At 69.0% G+C, this 21754-nt stretch carries 14 protein-coding genes and 2 pseudogenes; 4 read left to right on the top strand and 12 right to left on the bottom strand.

Annotation, left to right across the window (positions count from 1 at the left end; genetic code table 11):
- Positions 1–346: 346 nt before the first annotated feature.
- The 5 genes from AB0O15_RS44455 to AB0O15_RS44475 form a co-directional block, all read right to left on the bottom strand.
- Positions 347–2170 (bottom strand): alpha/beta hydrolase, encoded by a 1824-nt coding sequence (locus AB0O15_RS44455; protein ID WP_364333018.1) that lies wholly within the window; start codon positions 2168–2170, stop codon positions 347–349.
- A gap of 242 nt (positions 2171–2412) precedes the next feature.
- Entirely contained in the window at positions 2413–3273 is an 861-nt protein-coding gene (locus AB0O15_RS44460; RefSeq protein ID WP_364333021.1) for an alpha/beta hydrolase, read from the bottom strand.
- Between the two features lie 17 nt (positions 3274–3290).
- Positions 3291–3872, bottom strand: coding sequence for an isochorismatase family protein (locus tag AB0O15_RS44465; RefSeq protein WP_364333024.1), 582 nt, complete (start codon positions 3870–3872; stop codon positions 3291–3293).
- 402 nt (positions 3873–4274) lie between these two features.
- Entirely contained in the window at positions 4275–4811 is a 537-nt protein-coding gene (locus AB0O15_RS44470; RefSeq protein ID WP_364333027.1) for a cupin domain-containing protein, read from the bottom strand.
- A 45-nt stretch (positions 4812–4856) separates the two neighbouring features.
- The gene (locus AB0O15_RS44475) at positions 4857–5744 is read right to left on the bottom strand and encodes an NmrA/HSCARG family protein (RefSeq protein ID WP_364333030.1); all 888 of its coding nucleotides are present in this window, start codon (positions 5742–5744) and stop codon (positions 4857–4859) included.
- Between the two features lie 129 nt (positions 5745–5873).
- Here AB0O15_RS44475 and AB0O15_RS44480 point away from each other — a divergent pair, with 129 nt between their 5' ends.
- Entirely contained in the window at positions 5874–6317 is a 444-nt protein-coding gene (locus tag AB0O15_RS44480) for a MarR family transcriptional regulator (protein ID WP_364333033.1), read from the top strand.
- 20 nt (positions 6318–6337) lie between these two features.
- Here AB0O15_RS44480 and AB0O15_RS44485 read toward each other — a convergent pair whose 3' ends face one another.
- The 3 genes and pseudogenes from AB0O15_RS44485 to AB0O15_RS44495 form a co-directional block, all read right to left on the bottom strand.
- Entirely contained in the window at positions 6338–6610 is a 273-nt protein-coding gene (locus AB0O15_RS44485) for a hypothetical protein (protein WP_364333036.1), read from the bottom strand.
- Between the two features lie 22 nt (positions 6611–6632).
- Positions 6633–6830, bottom strand: a pseudogene (locus AB0O15_RS44490) (LuxR C-terminal-related transcriptional regulator); the annotation flags it as partial.
- An 849-nt stretch (positions 6831–7679) separates the two neighbouring features.
- The gene (locus tag AB0O15_RS44495) at positions 7680–9614 is read right to left on the bottom strand and encodes a LuxR C-terminal-related transcriptional regulator (protein WP_364333039.1); all 1935 of its coding nucleotides are present in this window, start codon (positions 9612–9614) and stop codon (positions 7680–7682) included.
- Positions 9615–10440: 826 nt separating this feature from the next.
- Between AB0O15_RS44495 and AB0O15_RS44500 the strand changes: the two are divergent.
- Both AB0O15_RS44500 and AB0O15_RS44505 read left to right on the top strand, forming a co-directional pair.
- Positions 10441–10625: pseudogene (locus tag AB0O15_RS44500) on the top strand (hypothetical protein); the annotation flags it as partial.
- A gap of 158 nt (positions 10626–10783) precedes the next feature.
- Positions 10784–11296, top strand: coding sequence for a VanZ family protein (locus AB0O15_RS44505; RefSeq protein WP_364333042.1), 513 nt, complete (start codon positions 10784–10786; stop codon positions 11294–11296).
- Between the two features lie 358 nt (positions 11297–11654).
- On the opposite strand, the gene AB0O15_RS44510 is transcribed toward AB0O15_RS44505, so the two are convergent.
- Positions 11655–12461, bottom strand: a complete 807-nt coding sequence (locus AB0O15_RS44510; protein WP_364333045.1) for an SAM-dependent methyltransferase — start codon at positions 12459–12461, stop codon at positions 11655–11657.
- A 452-nt stretch (positions 12462–12913) separates the two neighbouring features.
- Between AB0O15_RS44510 and AB0O15_RS44515 the strand changes: the two genes are divergently transcribed.
- Positions 12914–13393, top strand: a complete 480-nt coding sequence (locus tag AB0O15_RS44515; protein WP_364333048.1) for a hypothetical protein — start codon at positions 12914–12916, stop codon at positions 13391–13393.
- Here the strand turns inward: AB0O15_RS44515 and AB0O15_RS44520 are convergent.
- From AB0O15_RS44520 to AB0O15_RS44530, 3 genes are read right to left on the bottom strand one after another with little or no spacing between them, the layout of a single operon-like run.
- Complete coding sequence (locus tag AB0O15_RS44520; protein WP_364333051.1) at positions 13390–15579, bottom strand: alpha-galactosidase; 2190 nt, start codon at positions 15577–15579, stop codon at positions 13390–13392. The two genes, AB0O15_RS44515 and AB0O15_RS44520, sit on opposite strands and share 4 nt — an antisense overlap.
- Entirely contained in the window at positions 15576–18701 is a 3126-nt protein-coding gene (locus tag AB0O15_RS44525; protein WP_364333054.1) for a glycoside hydrolase family 2 TIM barrel-domain containing protein, read from the bottom strand. Before AB0O15_RS44525 ends, AB0O15_RS44520 begins: the two co-directional genes overlap by 4 nt.
- Before the next feature lie 11 nt (positions 18702–18712).
- Positions 18713–21751 (bottom strand): glycoside hydrolase family 38 C-terminal domain-containing protein, encoded by a 3039-nt coding sequence (locus AB0O15_RS44530; protein WP_364333056.1) that lies wholly within the window; start codon positions 21749–21751, stop codon positions 18713–18715.
- Positions 21752–21754: the final 3 nt, after the last annotated feature.

Genomic DNA, 21754 nt, shown 5'->3' on the forward strand with positions numbered 1-21754 from the left:
GCGCCCGGAACTACACAGCCGACACCATGTCGACCCTCCTAACTGCGAGTCCACTCGCAAAGTGCGACCTCGTGTCGCAACGGCAGATCAGTGCATCGGCTGCGATCACCCACAGATGCGGGTGTGCGGGCTGGCAGGAGGCTGCGGCAGGAGCCCATTCACTGCGTCGCTTGGCTATCGTCCGACATTGTGTGATTGCAGGTGAAGGATGCTGGCACCTATTTGTGCGTGGGCTTGAGGTGTAACACGTCAGGGTGTCCGAGGGGCGCGTCATGAGGTCAGGCCGCCCTTGCCCGGTCGCGCCGTAGCGTTGCGCCCGGGGACCGGTCAGGGTCGGGAATCCGGTTCAGCTGCAGGCCTCGTCCTTCGCGGGGAGATTGCCGTTCAGGAGGTAGGAGGTCATCGCCCCTATCGCGCAGGCGTTGGGGTTCGGATGGATGAGCACGCCATGGCCACCGGCGTCGACCGTGACCAGCGCGGCATCCGAGCCCATCGCCCGCCGCATGCGTTGTGCCCCGTCGAGCGGGGTGGCCGGGTCACGCTCGTTCTGCAGGATCAGGACGTTGCGCGTGCCCAGCGAACGGACCTTGGGTCCTGGCCCGCTCGGCTGAACGGCCCAGGCCGAGCAGGGCGCGATGTTGGCCGGAGCACCGGCCGTCAGCGGGAATCGGGCGCGGTCGATTGCGGTGTTACGGGCGTACGTCTGGAGGTCGCGTGGCCATGCCTCGTCACCGCAGCTGAAAGCCCAGCCGGCGGAAAGCAGGTTGTCCTGCGGCACGCCCGGCATGGTCGCCTCGGCGATCAGGCCGTTGGCCTGTTCGGCGAGGAAGGAACGGTCCTCGGCGGTGGCGGTGCCGGCTGCGGCGTCACGGGCTGCCTTCCACAGCTGAGCCATCGCGGGCACCGGCGTGTCCGAGCTGGTGATCATGCTGGCGTCGCTGTAGGACAGCTGCCAGGTGAAGAGCCGCAGAAAGTTGCCGTTGATGGGAGCCTTGGTCTCGGCCAGCGTGACCGGATGGCGATCCAGTTTCGCCGCCAAGGCCAAGTAGTTGCGACGTACCTGCGCCGGGGTACTGCCGAGGCGCACCGTGTCGTTGTTGGCGACGGCGAACTTCGCCAGGTCGGGCCAGCGGTCCTCCATCGCGCGGGCAAACGAGCGGAAGTCGTCGTAGCCGCGGGCGTTCGGGTCCACCGAGCTGTCGATCACCATCCGGTCGATGGTCTGCGGGAACAGGGTCCGGTAAAGCGAGCCGAGGTAGGTGCCCCAGGAGATGCCCCAGTAAGAGACGGTGCGCTCGCCCAGGGACTGGCGGATGCGGTCCATGTCGCGAGCCACATTGGCGGTGCTGATGTGTTGGAGAAGGCCACCGGAGTTGGCCGCGCACTGCTTACCCATCCGCTTGGCGAAGGCCACGTTGTTCCTGATGGAACCGTTCGCGCCGGGGAAGGACAACACCGAGTACTGCAGGTCCCGGACCAGTTCGTCAGCGTCGCGGCCGCAGTTGATCGGTGTGCTGTAGCCGATGCCGCGCGGGTCGAAAGCCACCAGGTCGTAGCTGTCACGTATCTCCTTGGGCAGCAGACTGCCGAAGGCGGTGGGCACGTCGAGACTGGGACCGGGGCCGCCGCCGTTGACCATGAGAACGCCTTTGCGCTTCGCCAGGTCGGCCGCCGGGACGCGGGAGACCTCGACGTTGATGAGGCGACTGTCCGGCCGGGTGTAATCGAGCGGTACCCCGAGGATGGCGCACTGTTGCGGGGCCGGCGTGCCAGTCGGACACGGACCCCACTGCAGAGTCGAGGTGGCTGGCCGCGGGGTGCTGTCGGCCAGCGCAGGGAGGTACGCGGTGGTCGCGACGCCGGCGCAGACCACCCCGGCGACAGCGGCGCCGACAGCCAGCTTGCGCCCACGGCGGGAGCGGGGATTGCTTCCATCTACTCGCATGCCGAAACGATATTGATCATCGCGAAGCGTCTGAATGACGCTGGCTACCCAACTGAGGTAGGGCTGGCTGGAAGAACACCGCGCCGGATCGGCTGGTCCCCTCCTCCTACCAACCAGGGCCCGCAGATCAGTCGGCCGGTGACCGGTGCTCTCGAGCGGCCGGTGATATTCCTGCTTGGCCGCTTCGACCACCACGGGACTTTCCGGTTTGTCGGGCAGACCCATCCGGTGAAGGCCGACGATCGGCACGCTCTGGCAAGAGCGCTGCGTGGCCTGCCGTTCCGTGGTCCGGCGCCGGGCATCCGTCGCCGTGTCCGCTGCTGGCCGGGTGGTCGGGGAACCTCGCCGAGCGGCAGCCGGTGGCGTACATCCCGGTCGAGCCGACCGTCGTTGCCGAGGTGGAAGTCGACACGGCGCTGGACGGCGAAGCTCGGCCGTCAGCGTGTCACACCCGTCGTAGCCCTCGGTCAGCGCAGGAAACTGAGTAGCCGCTCGACCAGCGATGCTGGCTGCTCCTCGGCCAGAAAGTGTCCACTGCCGGCGATGACTGCCGACTCGACGTGCGGGGCCACGGGACGCAGGCTGGTACCCAGCCGGTCGCCGACAGACTGATCGCCGCCGATGGCAAGGACCGGCATGGGCAGTTGATTGCCCGCCGCGGCCCACGCCGTGTTGGTCCGGCCGTCGTCGAGCAGCGTTCGGTAGTGCCCGAAGCTCGAGCGCAGCCGCTTCGTTCCGCGGTATGCCTCGGTGTAGCGGTTGACGTCGTGGGCGGGCAGCGGATTGCTGGTGCCCGCGAGCTGGGCGTACCAAAGGGTGAAAAACGCGTCTTCGTGGCCGTCGAGCAGTAGCTCCGGCACCTCAGGAGTCATGAAGAATCCGAAGTGCCAGCGGCCACCGTGCGCCACGTTCATGGCCTGTTCCAGGCCGAGGCCGGGCACGGCAAGTTCCATCAGCGTCAGGCTGCGGACATCGTCGGGGTATTGGCGGGCCCAGGAGAAGGCGACCATGCCGCCGATGTCGTGTCCGGCCACGTGTGCGGCAGGTCCCAGGCCGAGCGCGCGCAGCAGGCCGCGGATGTCCTCAGTCTGCTCGTCTTTGCCGAAGCCGGTGTCGGCCGGCGCGGAGCGGCCGAGACCACGCAGGTCGGGCACGACGACGGTATAGCCGGCGTCGACGAGTGCGGGCAGGATTGGTTGCCAGCAGTCGCCGGTCTGCGGCCAGCCGTGCAGCAATACCAGCGGTTCGCCATGGCCACCGTGCGTGACGCTGAATTCGGTGCCGTTGACGCTGATCGTGCTGCGGGTGAGGCCAGGCACGGTGGTCATGGTCCGGGTCAGCTCTCCTACGGGACGAGGCTGGTGGTGACCGGGAGCAGGATCTGGCCTGCGGCCGAGCTCCAGTCCCGGGCCAGTTCGCTGAGCAGCATGATGGTTGCCGTGATGCCAGCTCCGGCGCTGCGCATACGCTCAACGGCGATGTCGTCGGCCTGCTTGCTCGTGGATCCGCCGGCGTCGGCGACGACCTGCACCCGGTAGCCGTCGCGCAGGGCGCTCATGGTCGGGTACACGGTGCAGACGTCGTTGGTGACTCCGGCGATGACTAGGTTCGGCCGGTCGGTGGCTTTGACCGCGGTGGCGAACTGGTGATCCTCCATGGCGTTGACCACTCCGGAGCGTCGGATACGGGTCGCGTATTGCTGTGGTGCGATGTCGCGCAGCTCAGGCAGCAGCGGGCCTTGCACCATGTCCTCGAGCGACGAGGTCAGCACCAGTGGCATGTCGAGCGCGGTGGCGGCTTTGGCCACCGCCAGGGCGTTGGCTTTGACCTGCTCGAGCGGCGCCGACCGGATCCAGCTCATCGTGCCTTCCTGATGGTCGATCAGCAGCACGGCCGTATTCTGCGGGGTGAACAAGTCGAGCGGCATTGTGTCTCCTCGTCAAGCGGATCTATTGTTCCTCGGGCGACGCGGAGCAGCTCGTCGAAGATTGATCGAAGTCCTCGATGTTCCCGTTCTTGACGGGATCGGTGTCCACCTCGCGTGGTCGATTCGATCGGTTGGCGATGGCTGTTCTGCTTCCTCGCGGCGCACCCGATACTCGCGGTCTACTTCCGCCGCCCCCTTCCCGTCCCGCGCCTTCTGCTGACCCAGCAAGGCGGCGGCCTCGCGATGGCCGCCTTCATGCGGCCGATCAAGCAACCCGCCGACGGCGAACCACTCGCTCCCGACAACCGCCCCGATACCGGCTGCGGCGAGGCCTACGATGGCAAGGCGAATGCGGCTTCGCGATCCTGTCATCCGAGACAGCGGCGAAGAGTTGCGGTGGGTTCAGTGGGCTTTCGGCGGGAGGAGTTCGGTGGCGAACTGAGGGGCCAGCTCCTGTGCTTTCGCGCGGAAGGCGGCCTCGGCCTGCGAGTCCAACGACGCCGGTGGTTCGGTTCGAGTGCCGACGGGCTGCCCTAACAGCGTAAAGAATTGTTCCTGCCCTGAAGGCGCGCAGAGGCACAGCAGTCGGGCGGGCCCGGTGCCGGCGTTGATGAACGAATGCGGTGCGTTCGCGGGGATGTTGATGGTCTCGCCCGCGCGTAGGGTCATGGTCTCACCGCGGAAGGTCGCCTGGACCTCGCCTTCGAGTACCGTGAACATCTCCTCGAAGTCGTGGCGGTGAGGCGGCGGCCCGCCGTTCGGCGGCACGTGCATGTCGATGAGCGTGTACTTGCCCGCGGTGTCCTCGCCTCTCATGAGGATCGTGTACGTGTCGCCGACGAGTCCAATGTGGGTAAGGCCTTGGTCCGTATCGGGTCGGGCAACGGTAATCCCGCGCGACAGGTCGTCAGCCGGGATGGACGTCTTCTCGTAGGGCACGCTTACTCCTCGATCGATAACACATATACGGAGGGTTTCCTCCGCTTACACTTCGCGTCTGGGGGGTGTCCATCCGGTGGAGCGGAGCCAGGTCGGCAGGTCCCAGGCACTGGGGTGGATCGCTTTGACGGCGCTGACGTCGGCCTGGTAGGCGGGGATCTCGGCGAACCAGCGGAACATCGCCTTGGCATCTTCGCTGTCCCCGAGGACCTCCAAGGGCAGTGCCTCGTACCGGGCCGGAAGCCCGGCGTGCTCGCCGAACGCTGCGGCGATCTGGCTGCCGGTGCGCTCGTCGCCGGCGATTTCGATGGCCCCGTCGGGCGCTTTGGCGTCTTCGAGCAGGAGCACGGCGCTGATCTGCCCGATGTCGTGGACGGCGATCAGCTGTAGCGGGATGTGGTCGGGCAACGGCAAGCGCAGCACGATCTCGCCGTTTTCCACGGTCAGTCCCCTGGAGACGAAGTTCTCCATGAAGGCGGCCGGGCGGACGTACGTCGCCCGCAGGCCTGACTGATCGAGATGCTGCTCCACGCGGCGTTTCGACTCGAAGTGCGGGATGCCAGAGTCGCGTTCCGCGCCGCCGACCGAGCTGAACACGACGTGTGGCACGGCCGCCGCGACCGCCGCGTCGGCCAGGGCAATGCCCTGTCGCGTTTCGCCCTCGATGGCGGCGGCGCTCTGACCCTCGGGGGTGGTCATGAAGAAGAAGGCAGCCACCCCTTGCAGGGCGGCTGACAGCGACGCGGCGTCATCGATGTCGATTCGCGCGAGTTCGACGCCGCGGTCGGCGAGCGCCTGCGCCTGGCCGGATGCGGGGTTGCGGACGAGGGCGCGCACCCGCGCACCGCGGGACAGAAGCGCGTCGACGACCGACCCGCCCTGTTTGCCGGTCGCGCCGAAGACGGCGATCCGGCCAAGCGAATGTTCGTTCATGGTTCCTTCTCGCGTCAGGTGCACGTCCGCACCTCATCAAGTTTGTTCATCCACTATAAGGTTCATCGACTGAACTATCTGGCACAGCGTACACTACTTCAGTCGGTGAACAATCGCGCTGGAGGATCGATGGGCCGCACGGACCGAGCTGGTCGTCTGGCCGAGGCGCGGCGGCTCTCACGGATGCTGGTGACGTTGGCCGAGCGGTCGCGTTTCGACTTCGTGGAAGCGATCGAATCACTCGGCCTGCCCCTACACCTCGCCCGCGCCCTCCTGCGGCTGGAGACGCCGGCGGCGATGAGCGACCTCGCTGACCGGCTGGACTGCAATCGCTCGAACGTCACCGCCATCGCCGATCAACTCGAACAGCGGGGACTGGTGATGCGGGTGCCGGGTGCCGACCGGCGGGTAAAACTCCTCGCGCTCACACCGGACGGGAAAGCCGAACGTGACCGGGTGGAGACCGCTGTGGCAGAGCAGAGCCTGGTGCTGCGGCGCCTCAACGACCGGGAACGCGCGGTGCTCGCACCGATGCTCGAACGCCTCCTCGAGCCGGAGGAGAGAATCGACTAACGGCACCACGTCGGAGATCTTCAGTCGGGCACGTGGATTGCGGCCAGATGAGTGCACATGATCTCGTCTTGCGGCAGGTCAGTCACCGACCAGCCGCAGAGCCAGGTTTCGGTCGTCGCGGCGCCGTTCCGCAAGGCTGTACGCCGCCGGTTCGGCCGAAATCGAACGAGGGCGTCACCCTCGCCGCTTCCGCGGTACGGGTATTTGAGGTGCTGGGTTGCGCTGGCCTGGTCCATATGACACTGGTTGAGCGCCGCGCAGCTGACGGCGAGATGGCTGCGGACGTCCACCATGTCGAACCCATGCCGAGTCCCGCTACGTGCCGCTGAGGTAGCGCAGCACCGCGGCGACCCGCCGGTCCACCTGGTCGTCGGGCGCGAGGTTTAGCTTGGCGAAGATGTTACCGATGTGCTTGTGTATTGCTCCCTGTGTGATGAACAGTCGCTCCGCGATGGCGGCGTTGCCCAAGCCTAGAGCCATCAGGCTGAGCACCTCCCGTTCCCGCGAGCTCAGCAGGTGCAAAGTGCTGCCGGGCCGGGTGGGGGCGAGTAGCGGGCCACCCGGTTCCACCTTGAGGGTCGTCTCGCCGTCTATCCGGTGCAGCGAACTGACGAGGAACGCACCGTAGGTCTCGAACGCCTCGCGCAGGCTGGCCTCGTGCGCGCGGAGCGCCGGGGCCCCCGGGGAGCCGGACCACATCGGCGATCCAGCATTCCGAGCTAGGGTGTTCTGTTCGTTGTCATTCATCGACGTTCTCCTGGTTGTGTTCCGACTCCGGGAAATGCGGAGTGAACGGCCGACGCCCGGTCCGAACCGCCAGCAACTCGGTGAGTACTTCGCGGGCCTGTGCGTCGCGGGCCGGTGCTTGGTAGGGCCGCCTGCGTCATCGGCCGCGACCGGTAGCGTGTTCGACCTCTCCCATGTCCTGAGTCTGCGACGAGTCAGCCGGCGGATACAGGCACAAGTGAGCCCCGGATAAGTGCGGTACCCCTGGACGTGAACCCCATCGCCGGAAGTGAGCGCGCTGCCGGGGCGAGGGTGGACGGACCCTGTCTGTCAGCAGTCCCACCGCCATCATCAGCAGAATCAGCACCGAGCCGATATTGAGCGCAACGCGCAGCGACCCGAACTTCTCGGCCTCCGGTGTCATCGCGGTGAACGGGGCCAACGGGTCGAACTCGGCAGCGAACCAACGCGGCCGCCCCGGCCACGTTCTACGGCGGTGACCACCACGGCTACACCGACTACCCGGCTCTCGCCGTCGCGTTGAGCTGACCGACGACCGGCTCGGCGCCAACGTGATGCGGGCTGCGCTGTACGGCCGAGGGCAGCCCGTCATACCGAGTTCGTTGCGGGGGTGCGTCAGTCTCGCGGTGCCGGCTCGTTCGCGAACTCTCCGGTTCGCGCGGCCCATAGGGCAACCTCGACCCGGTTGCTGACGTTCAGCTTGGTGCGGATGTTGGTCAGGTGGCTGGCGACCGTGCGCGCGCTGATGGAGAGCTCGCCGGCGATCTGAGCGTTCGTCAGACCGTCGGCCACTCGCATCGCGACGGCGAGCTCCCGGCGAGTCAGGACGCCGGTGGGATCTTCGTCGATCGGCCGGTCACCGTTGACCGCGAGATCGATGAGCTGCGGAAGGGTCATCGCGGAGCCGGCCGCCGAGGCCGCTCGCGCCGCCGCGAGGCCGATGGTGTGTTGTGCGGTGCTCGTCGCCGCTTCGAGCTGCCGAGTCCAGAACGTCTGCACCTGGCGGCCGATGGCGGCAGTTCCGGCCATCAAGGTGAGTGCGAGCACGTGTTTCTTCCGACGCACGGCGAGGAGCGCCGCGCACTCGATAGCGCTGAGGACGTTGTCGTGATCGGGAACCGGGATGGTGAGCACGGCCATGACGTACTCGGCGGCGGCCGCATCGTCGCGTTGCATGGTGGCGGTCACAGCGGCGGTGTGCAGCAGATTCATCCCGGCGTGGTTGGCGAAGCGGACCGTGATCGGCTGGTCCTGGTCGGCCTGCGACTCGTACGTCTGGATGGCCTCCGCGACGGCGTTGCTCGCGGCCGCCAGGTCTCCGCCGGTGAGCAGCAGCCACGCCTGTTTGGTGAGGATCCAGTCGACCTGGTCGGTCCGGCCCGCCCGGAGCAGCAATGCGATCAACTCCTTGCTCACCTCTACACCGCCGGCGAGGTCGCCGTTCGAGCCGCGCGTCATCATGAAACTGGTGAGCGCCATCGTCAGCGCGTTCACGTCATCGAGCTCACGTGCCAAGACGACAGCGTCGTCCGAGTGACGGACCGCCGCGTCGAGATCGCCTTGGCGGGCGGCGTTCTTGGAGAGCCAGGACAGCGCATTCGCGCGATGGAGTGGCGAGGTCAGGGGATTGTTCAGTACGTCGGAGAGGAGCTTTTCGACCTCGGCCAGATCGGAATTGTGGGCGAGGAAGCGCGAGAGCAGAATGGCCAGGCCTGGGTACGACGGATGACTGATGGTGGCCGCGACGTCCACTGCGTTTCGAAGGTTGTCCAGCTCGGCGACGATCCTTCGCTGTGTCATCGTCATTTCGTCACGCCGCTGGTATTCCGCGAGCTGCCGTTCGAAGGTGGCGAGCCAGTCCAGCAGCAGGAGCTGAGTGGGCACGACTCCGCCGGCATCGAGCAGGCGCTCCTGGCCGAACATCCGCAGCGATTCGAGCATCCGGAATCGGCCGGGGCGCTGCGGATCGATGACGATCATCGACTTGCGGGCCAGGCCGGTCAGCTGTGCCCACACGTTCGCCGGCGGCAGGCCCAGGTCGGCCGTCACGGCGGCGGCGCTCTGCTGATCGAAGCCGCCGGGCAGGACGGAGAGCCGGGCGAACATCTCCTGTTCGGGCTTGTCCAGTAGGTCGTAGCTCCATTGAATCGCGTCGCGAAGGCTCCGCCGGTGACCGACTGCTCCGCGCCGGGCATCGACCAGCAGATCGAGCCGCTCCGCCATCTTGGGCAGCAGGGTCTCCGGCGTCAGCACGTCCATCTGGCCCGCGGCAAGTTCGATCGCCAGCGGCAGACCATCGAGGCGATCGCAGATTTTCGCGATGACGTCGGGCCAGTCGGCGGGATCGAAGTCGGACCTCGACTCGGACGCCCGCGCACTGAACAGGAGTACCGCGTCGGCCCGCATCGGCTCGAGCACCATGACGATCTCGCCCTGCGCGCGAAGGGCCTCCCGGCTCGTGGTCACGATGTGCAACTCCGGTGTGGCGGCCCGCAGCTTCGAGACGACATCGATCAGGCCGTCGACCACGTGCTCGCAGTTGTCGAGCACGAGCAGGGCGGGTCCGACCCCGGCCGGCTCACCCGTTCTGCCCACCACTGATGCCACCTGCCACGGCTTGGTGACGCCGGCCAGGCCGACCCACCTGACTCCATCGGGGTAGGCGGGCTCGACACGCCGGGCGAACTCCGCGGCGAGTCGCGTCTTACCGACACCGACGGGGCCGATGACGCTGAGCAGCCGCGTCCCGGGCAGCAACTCGGACAGGTCAGCCAGTTCGCGCTCGCGTCCGACGAAGCGATCGAACCACGGTGGCACCCAGCCCGCCGCCGGTGGTGAATCCTGCGGGTGAGGTTGGGGCTCGGGGGTTGCCAGGTCGGCGCCGCCACTGCGGTACTGGCGGTGCAGTGTCGAGACCGGGATGTCGAGCAGATCAGCGAGTTGCCGCCAGCTGAGGCCCCTCTCGCGTCCGAGTTCCACCGCGGACCGAAGTCCCCAGGCGGCCACGCGTTGCGCCTCGGCGAGCGCCGACGCGATGGCCGCCGTCCCAGAGGCGTTGATGGCGGAATCCGTCACGGCGGCGAGCCGTCGCAAGTAGAACTTCACGTCCCGGCTCAGACTGTCGTCTTCCTGGCGTCCCAACGTGCCTCCGTGAGCTCATGACAGGCCGCGCCGATCGCTTCGCCTTCTGGGCCGAGTCGACGACCGACGAATCAACCGTTGCCGAACACGCTAATGGGGAGGTCGAAGGTGATCCTCTCACGGTGGGTGCTCAGGGGTGCGAATCGCCCATCACCGCATGCCGGGCTGCGCTCTTGAGGGGTTGATCAACTGCGGGTTTGGTGTTGAGACAGTCACGACGGCACGATGGCGGTGTGTGTGCGGCCGTCTCGTCTCGTCCCGCTCCGCAGGTCCAACTGCGGTGCTCGAGCCGCTGACGTACGTCAACGAGGAGACCGGGTACACCATCGCCCGGGCCGCGACCGGTCGTGGTTCGGATCTGCTGACTGTGGTCGGCGCCCTGCTGGGTGCACAGCCAGGTGAGAGTCGCGGTTGCAGGGCTGATGGTCGTCGCATCCGAGTACGGTCGTCCGGGTACCGATGTCGAGGCGGCTTGCCTACCTCACCTAGAGTCAGCGGGTGTCTGAGGACCCGCACCGTGTCGGGCGTGGTGGTACCGCCGCCTTCCGCGAGGTCATGCTGGGGTTGGACTGCGGCCAATGATCTCGACGTTCCTGGTCGAACATCGATGGCTGCCCGCGGTCGCCTTGGTGCTGCTGTTCCTCGTCGGACCATTGATGGGAAGCTGGTTGGTCACCCGGCCGAGGACAGCCTGGGTAATGACCGGTGTCACGTTGCTGCCGCTGGCGTTCCTGACCCTGCTGCCAGAGAACCGCCAGCTTTTCGCGCGCTGCCAGGTGCAGTGGGAAATCCCCCCGCTCACCGGTCCCGAGTCCATGGCGAACATCCTGCTCTTCGTCGCGCCGGTGTTGCTGGCGGGAGTGGCCACGCGACGCCCGGTGCTGGTCATGGTGGCCGGCAGCGGGCTGTCGGCGATGGTGGAGGCGTTCCAAGCCGCCGTGCCGGCCCTCGGTCGTTCCTGTGACTCCGACGACTGGGTGCACAACACGATCGGCGCGGTCCTCGGCACGCTGCTGGCGGTGCTGTCGCTGGCGCTGGCTCCCTACTGGTCGCGACGGGCTCGCTCCTCGTCTGTCGAGATCCATGATTAGGCCGACGCATCTCTGGGAGCCGACGCCCCCGACTCGGCATGTCCCCGCGCGTATGCGGCCCTACAACACCACAACACGCCGCGAGCGGGTCGAAGGGTGGCTGGCACCGCGCGTGGTTCGCCTGCTCGGCATGCGGCGGTTCGCCCGGATAGTGGCCCGCCCCGGTACCGGCGGAGGGCCGCCCCTGGCACCCGATCAGGTCGCATGGCTTCAAGACATGCTCGCGACAAACGCCACCACGCGGATGGCCCGAGCAGCAGCAGAGCTTTCCCGCTTCGACAGCGGGCCTTGGCTGCACCAGCGCATGACCCGCTCGCGGCCCTCGACTGGATCGGGCAGCGGCGGCCGTCTTGGCTGTCTACCCGGCGAGCCGGCCGACACCACAGAATTGATCCACTTCGGGAATGGCCAGGTCGCTCGCCTCGGGCCGCCACCGCGAACACGAGACCACGCCTGGGTCGAGCAGTTCCAGCCGGTCGAAGAACCGAGTTATCTGTTGCGCGGAGCGGAAGGTGATCGGGGGCGTGGCGTTCTCGTTCCAGAACCGCCGGGCTGCCTCGGCCTCGGCGGGATTCACCTCGTTGCTGGCGTGGGCGATCGCCAGGTAGCTGCCGGGCGGTATCGCGTCAAGGAGCCGGTCGACGATCGCTTGCGCCTCGTCGTCATCGATGACGAAGTTCAACACGCCCAGCAGGGTCAGCGCGACCGGTTGGGTGAAGTCCAACGTCCGAGCGGCCTCCTGTAAGACCTTCTCAGGTTCGCGCAGGTCGGCCTCGACGTAGTCGGTGACACCCTCGGGGGTGCTGGTGAGCAGTGCGCGAGCGTGCACCAGCACCAGCGGATCATTGTCGATGTAGACGATCCGCGACTGCGGGGCGACGGACTGGGCGACCTCGTGAGTGTTGTCCGCAGTGGGCAGCCCGGTGCCGACATCGAGGAACTGGCGTATCCCGGCCTCCCCGGCGAGGTATCGCACCGCGCGGCCGAGGAAGGCCCGGTCGGCGCGGGCGGTGGTCCGCATGTTCGGCAGGAACTGGAGGATCTGCTCACCGACCTCCCGGTCGGAGGCGAAGTTGTCCTTACCACCCAGCCAGTAGTTCCAGGTCCGCGCGGTGTGCGCCACACCAGTGTCGAACTTCGACGCGTACTCCGGGCTGTCGGCCATCTGTGCACCCTCCGACTTCACATGCGCGGCGACCTCGACGCTACGCGCAGCATAGGCGCCCGGTTCCTGCCCGCTACGACCGCCCGCGCCCGCTCAACCCATTGACGTCAGTTGCCCGGATACCGCTCCGGGGCGTGGTTGTGAACCGCCGTTGCGTCACTCATCCGTGGCCACTCCACCGCGGTTGTGGCGGCAGGCGGAACGTTCCGCACGGCTCGGAGGGCGTTCCGGAGCGGCGGGAGCCGCTGTTCCGGTAAGCGGGCAGGCGTGAAAGGGACATTCATCGCTGGGCCGGATCGCCGGACTACCGATCCAGGAAGTCAAGATCGACACGAGTTTCGTACGCGACCTCACCACCAAACGGGACCGGCAGGCGGTCACCGGCGCCGTCCTGCATCTGGGCCGTGGTACTGATGCGAAAATGGCCGGCATCGCTGATTCGTGGGAGTGACATGACATCCTTGTTGCCGGGTCGGGCGGCGGCTGTCCTGGATTTCGGGCCGGGCCGGGTGCTGCTGGACTCGGTCACCGGTGGCCCGACCCAGTTCGTCGATCTGGATCGGCCGAACCGTCGGTATCTGTTGGATGCCGGCGTCAGCTGGCACAGCGTGGAGCATCAGTGGGGCGACCAGGCCGCTCCGGCGCCGGTTCGCGACGCTGCTGGCAGACAAGGCCTACAGCAGTGCGACGTTCCGCCAGGCCTGCCGCGAGCGCGGCAACGAACGATCATCCCCAAGCCCAAGACCACAGGGATCAAGGGCCTGGGCAAGCTGCGCTACGTCGTCGAGCGGACCTTCACCCTGCTGCATCAGTTCCGTCGCCTCGGCGTGCGCTGGGAGGCACAACCCATCGACGAGATCCCGAATCCGCAGCCGACCGGCGAACGCCGCGACCACCGGCAACGACCACCGACGTGCGGAACGCGGGTCTAGCCGACCTCCTCCTGCACCCGCAGGACCACCACCCGCTCGGGACGTGCACCGGGGATACGGAGTCCGGTGACGGCCAGGGCCCGACCGCTCAGGACGATGCCCGTGCCGTCGTGGTACCACGGTGGCGGCGCGAGGCCGGCGTCCGGCGTGCCGACGACGACGGGAACGATGCGGTACCGCCTGTGCGGGTCGAGGCCGGGCAGCGTGAACCGCCCCCGGGGCGACCCGTCAGAGCGGCTCAGGTAGCCCAGGAACACCAGCGCCTCCGACCGGTCCGCGCTCACGACGCCGTGGATGGACAGGGTGGCGTCGCTGTCGTCCGAGCGGATCACGTCACCGGTGTGCAGCAGCTCCCGGTGCGCCTTGTGGAACGCCACCCACTCGGCGAGGTCGTGGATCTCGCTCGCGGAGGCCTTGGCGAGGTCACACTCGATCCCGAAGTGACCGTGGACGGCGGTGCCGGCCCGGAACGACAGCTCGTGCCGCCGTCCGGTCGTCTCGTTGACCGGCGAGCCCACGTGCGCTCCGACCAGTTCGGGCGGGAGCAGCTGCATGGTCCACAGGTTGATGCCCTGGCGCTCGAGAGGGTCGACGCAGTCGCTGGCCCACACCCGGTCCGTCCGCTCGAGGACGCCGAGGTCCACGCGCCCACCACCCGAGGAGCAGGACTCGATCTCGAGCCCCTGGAAGCGTCGCTTGAGCTCGTCCATGAGGCGGTATGCCGCGAGCGTCTGCCGGTGCGTGCCCGCGGCGCCGGTCGGCATGGTGCCCGCGTCGACGAGGTCACGGTTGTGGTCCCACTTGATGTAGGCGACGTCGTAGTCCGACAGGACCCGGGTCATCTGCTCCAGGACGTGGGCGTAGGCCTCGGGGCGGGCGAGGTCGAGGACCTGTTGGTTCCGGCTGCGGAGGGGGAGTCGTCCGCCGGTCTGCATGACCCACTCGGGATGCGAGCGGGCCACGTCGCTGTCCTCGTTGACCATCTCGGGCTCGAACCACAGCCCGAACTCCATCCCGAGCTGGGTGACCCGGTCGACGAGCGGTGAAAGGCCGTGCGGCCACACCGTCTCGTCGACGACCCAGTCGCCGAGGCCCCGACGGTCGTCCCGGCGTCCGCGGAACCAGCCGTCGTCGAGGACGAAGCGCTCGACTCCGAGTGCGGCCGCGCGCTCGGCGAGGTCGACGAGCCGGTCGACGTCGTGGTCGAAGTACACCGCCTCCCAGACGTTGAGCGTGACCGGCCGGGGCCGCGCGGGATGGGTGGCCCGGCCCCGCAGGAAGCGGTGGAAGCGGTGCGCCTGGTCGTCGAGCCCGTCGCCGTATGTCGCGTAGAGCCAGGGCCCGCTGTAGCCCTCGTCCCGCCCGAGCCGGACCTCGCCCGGAAGCAGGAGCTCGCCGCCTCCGATGACCTGCGCGTCGGTGGGGAGGCGCTCCGCGAAGTGACGGTGGTTGCCGCTGAAGGCCACGTGCACACCCCAGACTTCGCCGCGGGAGAAGCCGAAGCCCGGGACGCCGGCACTGAGGATCGTCGCCGCGTCGTGGCCGGTACGTCCCTTGCGGCCCTCGCGCTCGTGGATCCCGGTGATGAGCGCGCGGCGCTGGGGGATGCGCTCCTTGCTCCAGCGGCCCGCGAAGTCGAGGATCTCTCGTGCTCGGGAGGGGATCGGCATGGCCAGGCTGAGTTCGCTGACCGTGTAGACGGTGGGGCCACGGTTGGTCAGGTGGGCACGGGCGCGCAGCAGGCCGCTGGCCAGGAGTTCGACCTCGAGCTCGAGGCCGAGCATGGCCACCTCGTCGCGGGCGTGGAACACGATGGCGCTGGGCCCGCCGTCCACCAGCCCGTCGTCGACCGTCGCTCCGGGCCCGACGTCGAGGCTGGTCACCTGGAACCGCGGTGACCAGTCCGCGCCGTCGCGGTGCCCTGCGACGCCGGGCCGGCCCTGCCAACCGGCGTGGTGTTCGGGGAGGATGGCCAGGCGGACCGGCTCGTCCACGACGTTGCCCTCGCGGGACTCCACGTTCGCGGTGCTGAGTGCGCGCAGGTCTTCCCTCGACTGGGCACCCAGTGCGGCACCCCAGTGCACCACGGCCGGCAGCCGGCCCTGCGTCGAGTCGAGGACGACGCTCACACCGGAGGCGGTGAGGTGCACGAGCACGTCCGGCGCGGACTGCCGCACGTCCGTCACGACAGCGCTGTCAGACGCAGATCGAGGGTGCGCGTCTCGGGACGCAGGAGCGCGTCCGGCCACACGTCCGGTCCACAGGCCCGTGATCCCAGGCCGGTCTGAGCCGCGTCCAGGTAGAGGTGGCTGTTTCGTGGTACCGGCAGCTCGTGCTGGTGCGTCGCCTGGCCCACCTCCTCCGCGGTGTGTCGCGCCAGGGTGAACCCCGGTCGCCGACCCTGATGGTCCGCGGCGGCCTCGATCCGGAGCCAGCCCCCTCCGGCCGTGGCGAGGTCGAGGCTGCGCAGGTCGCTGCGGTGACCGCTCTCCTGGGGCCACGCGTAGGGGAACGTCAAGTCGGTGATGTTGGCCTGGTATCGGCCGACGAGCACGCCGTGACGGGAGTCGGGGTACGACTCCCCGGGACCCGTGCCGAACCACGCTGCCCGGTCCACCTCGACGGGCAGGTCGAGGCGGACACCCAGTCGGGGCCACACGAGGTTCCAGCGGGAGGAGGGGACCAGTCGCAGGCCGAGCCGGACGCCATCACCCTCGACCTGCCAGAGCTCCTCCACGGTGACCGACAGGCGCGAGTCGGCGGCGGCCCAACGGCTGCTGCGCCGGAGGCCGTCGGCGGTCCGGTGCACGCTCACCAGACGTCCGTTCAGCCGGTCGAGCCCGGCGTCCCGCCACTGGGCGCCATACGACGGCCCCGGCGTGCCCAGTCCCAGGTGCTCCATCGGGTCGGTCACGTCGTAGCTGCCCATGTGCGAGCCGGCGTCGTTGTCGGTCGGGGCGCGCCAGAGAGCGAGAAGCGGACCACGGACCGGCGAGCCGGCCAGGGCCACGAGGTGGCCGTCCGTGAAGTCCGCCAGGCCGATGGAGTAGTCACCCGCGACGGGGAGCGCGGTCGTGTTCGCCGGCCTCTTCGTGGGCATGGCGGCAGCGGGACCGGTGGGAGCGGTCCGAGCCTGGGCGGAGGCCAGGACGTGGCCGGCCGGGGCCCAGGCCGTCCTGTCCTGCAGTGCCGCCGACACGGTGAACCATTCCTCGCCCGCTCCGGCCCGCACTCCCTCGCCGGGCAGGGTCAGCTCGACCACGGCGGTGCCGCCCGCTGAGACGGGTCCACCGTCGTCCCCCACGACCTCGAGCACCCCCTCGTGGACGACCCGGCCGTCGTGCTCGAGGCGCCAGGGAAAGACGAGGTCGTCCGTCGGCGCGGAGTGCCGGGCGTTGGTGACGGTCACGACGACGCTGCGCCCGTCCGTGCGGACGTCGAAGCGGATCGGTGCCACTACCGCGGCGAACTCGACGAGGCCCGGTGTGGGTGTCCCGTCGGACAGCACCATGCCGTCCATGCAGAAGTGGCCGTCGTGGACGCCGGTCTCCCCGAAGTCACCGCCGTAGCCGAAGTACTCCACCCCGTCCGCCGTGCGGGTGCGTAGGCCGTGGTCGCGCCACTCCCAGACGAAACCGCCGTGGAGCCTGGGGTAGCGCCACACGAGGTCCTCGTAGCGGTCGATGCCCCCGGGGCCGTTGCCCATGGCGTGGACGTACTCGCAGAGCAGGAAGGGCTTCGTGCGCTGCCGGACCGACTCGGCCACGGAGGCCTTCTCGAGCGCGCCCGTCGAGTCGCTGCCGATGCTCACGACCTCGGCGACCGAGGGGTACATGCGCGAGTAGACGTCGGTGTACTCGCCGGCGCGGTCGCCCTCGTAGTGGACGGGGCGCTCCGGGTCGCGCGCGTGGACCCACGTGGCCATCGCGGCGAGGTTGGCCCCGGTGCCCGACTCGTTGCCGAGCGACCACATGACGACGCTCGGGTGGTTCTTGTCCCGCTCGACGGTCCTCTCGATGCGGTCGAGGAAGGCGTCGCGCCACCGCGGGTCCTCGCTCGGGTTGCCCATCCACTCGTCGATGCCCGGCGCCAGGGCGCTGCCCCCGTGGTGGAAGGAGTGCGTCTCGACGTCGCACTCGAGCATGACCCAGAAGCCGAGCTCGTCGGCGAGGTCGAGCACCCGCGGGTGGGGCGGGTAGTGCGCGGTGCGGATCGCGTTGACGTTGTGGCGCTTCATCAGTTCGAGATCATGGCGTACGAAGTCTTCGTCGAAGCCGCGGCCCAGGTCGGGATGGGTGTCGTGCCGGTTCATCCCGTGCAGGACGACCCGCCGCCCGTTGACGAGGAAGCGGTCGCCGACGACCTCCACGGTGCGGAACCCCAGCCTGAGCGAGACCGTCTCCGCACCGCCCGCGGAGACGACCGTCGCGTCGTACAGCCGGGGTCGCTCCGCCGTCCAGGGCTGCACGACGCCCACGTCCACGGGCGCGGTGTCGTCGGGGGTCGCCCACTCGACGTCCACCCCGAGGTCGGGGATGCGCAGTCGCACCGGGTACGCGGTGTCCGCGGCGGTCAGCTCGGTGGTGACGAGTCCGTGCCCACTTATGTGGTCGTAGCCCGCGCGGAGCCAGACGTCTTCGATGCCACCGACGGGCCGGGCCTGGAGGGTGACGTCACGGAAGATGCCGGGGAGCCACCATTGATCCTGGTCTTCGACGTACGTCGAGGCCGACCACTGGTGCACCCGTACCGCCACGGTGTTGGTGCCGGCCGTCACGACGCCGGTGACGTCGAACTCCTGGGCGAGCCGCGAGCCGGTGCCGACGCCTACCTCGGTCCCGTTGACCCAGACCCGGTAGCGCGATTCGACGCCGTCGAAGCGCAGGACGACGGCCTCGTAGGCGTCGCGGTCGTCCCACTCGGCCGGGACGACGAAGGTGCGACGGTGGTCGCCGGTGGGGTTCTCGTCAGGAGTGAACGGCGGGTCCTGCGGGAAGGGCAGTTGCACGTTGGTGTACTGCGGTGAGCCGTAGCGTCCCTCCCCGTGCAGGACCCAGTGGCTCGGGACCGGCAGGCTGTCCCAGCCGGAGTCGTCGTAGGCGGGCTCGGCGAACGCGTCCGGTGCCTCACCCTCCGGCAGCACCCCGGGTGCGCCGAGCGTGCCCGGCACGCCGGCCAGGAGCCGGAACCGCCAGTCTCCGTGCAGAGACAGGTGGGGCGCGTCGGTGTGGAGCCACGACCGCGCCTGCCGTCGCAGGCCACGTCCGGGGCCGACGTCATCCAGATAGGAGGCTGTTTCCGGTGCCAACGTTGGTCCTCTCATGCCGCGACGCGTGGCGCGCGAAAGCGCAGGGTCAGCAGCTCGAACGGTCGCAGGGTCACCTCGACCCGGCGTGGCTCGACCCGCCGGACCGCGCTGCCATCGATGGGGCGCTCGAGCAGGTCGGTGGCCTCGACGGCGTTCCAGTCCACCGATGTGGTCACGGCCGCCTCGGAACGGTCGCCGTGGGCCTCGTAGAGCCGCAGGACGAGGTCGCCGCTTCCATCCTCGGCCAGCTTGACCGCCTCGACGACGACGGCGGGGTTCGAGACGGCGACGAGCGGAGCCACGGGCGCGCCATGCAGGGCGCGCAGCGGGAGGTGCTGCCGGTAGCCGTCCGCGACGGCCTCGGGAATGCCACCGGGACGCAGGCTGACGGTGAAGCTGTGCTGCCCCTGATCGGCGGAGGGGTCGGGGTACCGGGGCGCACGCAGCAGCGAGAGCCGCGCCATCACCATCGGGCGCCCCGACGGTGCCGCGATGGTCCGCAGGTCGTGGCCGTACACCACGTCGTTCGCGATCGCCACGCCCCAGCTCGGTTCGCCGACGTGGATCCAGCGATGGGCGACGGTCTCGAAGCGCGCGGCGTCCCACGACGTGTTGCGGTGGATCGGCCGGTGCAGGTGTCCGAACTGGAGCTCCGACGTGGCCCGGTCCGCGCGTACGTCGAGAGGGAAGGCCAGTTTGAGCAGCTTCTGCGACTCCTGCCAGTCGATGTCGAAGGCCAGGTCGAGGTGGCCGTCCACCACGCTGATTCGTACGTCGACCGCGGACTTGCCGATCTCGTGCCGGACGACGACCGCGTCGCTGTCACCCTGGACCCGGGCCGGCTCGAGGAGCTCCCGGCCGGACCGCTGGTCCTCCTCGTTGATGTCCCACGCGTCCCACTCGCGGGGGGTGTCACGCAGCAGCTGCAGCACCCCGCCCGCGGTCCCCTCCGGGAGGACCTCACGGTCCGCCACGAGGTCGCGGATCGAGACCAGGGCGCCCCTGGCGTCGACGACCACCCGCAGCCGGTCGTCCTCGAGGACCCAGGTTCCGTCCTTCGCGCGGGGTGCTGCCGGTGCGGGCGCGGACGCCGGACCGATCCCCATGGCCGGAACGCCGTGCTGCGCCAGGGGACCGGCGTTCGCGGCCAGCGGCACGTCATCGTCATCGTCACCGTCACCGGCCAGGGCGGCCAGCGCGGTCTCGATGAGTCCCTGGAGCAACGACTCGACCCGCGCGTACCCTGCTTCGGCGTCCTGGTGGACCCAGGCGATCGCGGTGCCGGGCAGGATGTCGTGGAACTGCTGGAGCAGGACGGTGCGCCAGGCCTCCTCCAGCTGCGCCATGGGATAACTGGCGCCCTTCAGGATGGCCGCCGTGGCGGCCCACAGCTCGGCCTGGCGGAGCAGTGCCTCGCTGTGGCGGTTGCCGCGCTTGGTCTTCTGCTGCGAGACGAGCGCGCCTCGATGAAGTTCGAGGTACATCTCGCCGACCCACACGGGTGGGGCCGGCAGCTCCGCCTCGGCGGCCGTGAAGAAAGACGTGGGGTCCGTCAGGCGTACGCGGGGTGAGCCGTCGAGGTCGGCCTTGCGCGCCGCCATCGCCAGCATCTCCCGCGTCGGGCCACCTCCTCCGTCGCCCCAGCCGAAGAGGCCGAGCACCTCGCGGGCCACGCCCTTCTCGCTGAAGTTCCGTTCGGCGCGAGCCAGGTCGGGGGCGTCGAGGTCGGAGTTGTAGGTCTCGGACGGAGGCAGGTGCGTGAAGAGGCGCGACCCGTCGATGCCCTCCCAGAGGAAGGTGGAGTACGGGATGGCGTTCGTCTCGTTCCACGACGGCTTCTGGGTGACGAAGTACCGTGCGCCCGCCGCCGTGGCGATCTGCGGCAACGACGCGGTGTAACCGAAGGAGTCCGGCAGCCACACCTCGTCCGACTCGACCCCGAACTCCTCGAGGAAGAACCGCTTGCCGAGAACGAACTGGCGGGCCAGCGCCTCGCCCCCCGGCATGTTGGTGTCGGACTCGACCCACATCCCGCCCACCGGGCGGATGCGGCCCGCGGCGACGGCGTCGCGAACCCTCGCGTAGAGCCCCGGCTGGCGGTCCTTCAGCCAGGCGTACTGCTGGGCCGAGGAAGCGGCGAAGACGAACTCGGGGTCGCGCTCGATGAGGTCGAGCACGTTGGCGAAAGTGCGCGCCACTTTGCGCTCGGTTTCGCGGGTGGGCCACAGCCAGGCACAGTCGATGTGGGCGTGTCCCACGGCCGAGACGCGAAGCGCGCTCGCCGGTGCCTTCGCCGAAAGGACCGGCGCGAGGACCTCGCGCCCTTGCGCCGCCGTCCCGGGCACGTCGTCGGGGTCCATGACGTCGACCATCCGCTCGAGGGCGCTGACGATGGCCGCCCGGCGCATGCCCTCCGGTGGCAGCACGTCCACGAGCCCGTCGAGTGCGGCCACGTCCTGCAGGAGCTCCCACACGACGATGTCGCGTCGCGCGACTTCGATGCGGCGCAGGGTGTAGTGCGGCTCGTCGCCGGAGGTTCGCAGGTCACCGAGCAGGGTCGGCTCGTACTCGTGGGGGACCTGCACCACGGGGTTGGCCGCGGCCTCGATCAGGAGGTGGAAGGGGCCGCGCTGCGGCAGCGGCACCCACGCGTTGAGCGGCTCGATCGCCTTCACGATCGAGCCGTCCGGTCGGTAGGCCGTGGCCTCGGCCTGGAACCCAGGCTGCTCGGCGGTGAAGCCGAGGTCGACGACGAGTTCGGTCTCCTCCGGCGCCCAGGAGGTGGGCGCGACGCCCCGCACATCGAACCACACGGTGTCCCACGGCCGGCCCCACGGCATTCCCATCTCCACGGGCTCGAAGCGCCGGCCGCGGGCCTCGTCGAAGGGGACGGGCTCACCGCCGACGACCCAGGCGCTCACCTCGACCGGCCGGGTCTCCGAGTAGACCGCCGGAGCGAGGCGGAACCGGGTGAACCGGCGGACCCGCTGCATGGCCAGGGCGACGCTGTCCAGACGTACGCGTCCGTGGGGGTTCTGCTCGACGGTCACGAA

This window comes from Actinoplanes sp. NPDC089786 (assembly GCF_040684855.1).
GTDB lineage: Bacteria > Actinomycetota > Actinomycetes > Mycobacteriales > Micromonosporaceae > Actinoplanes.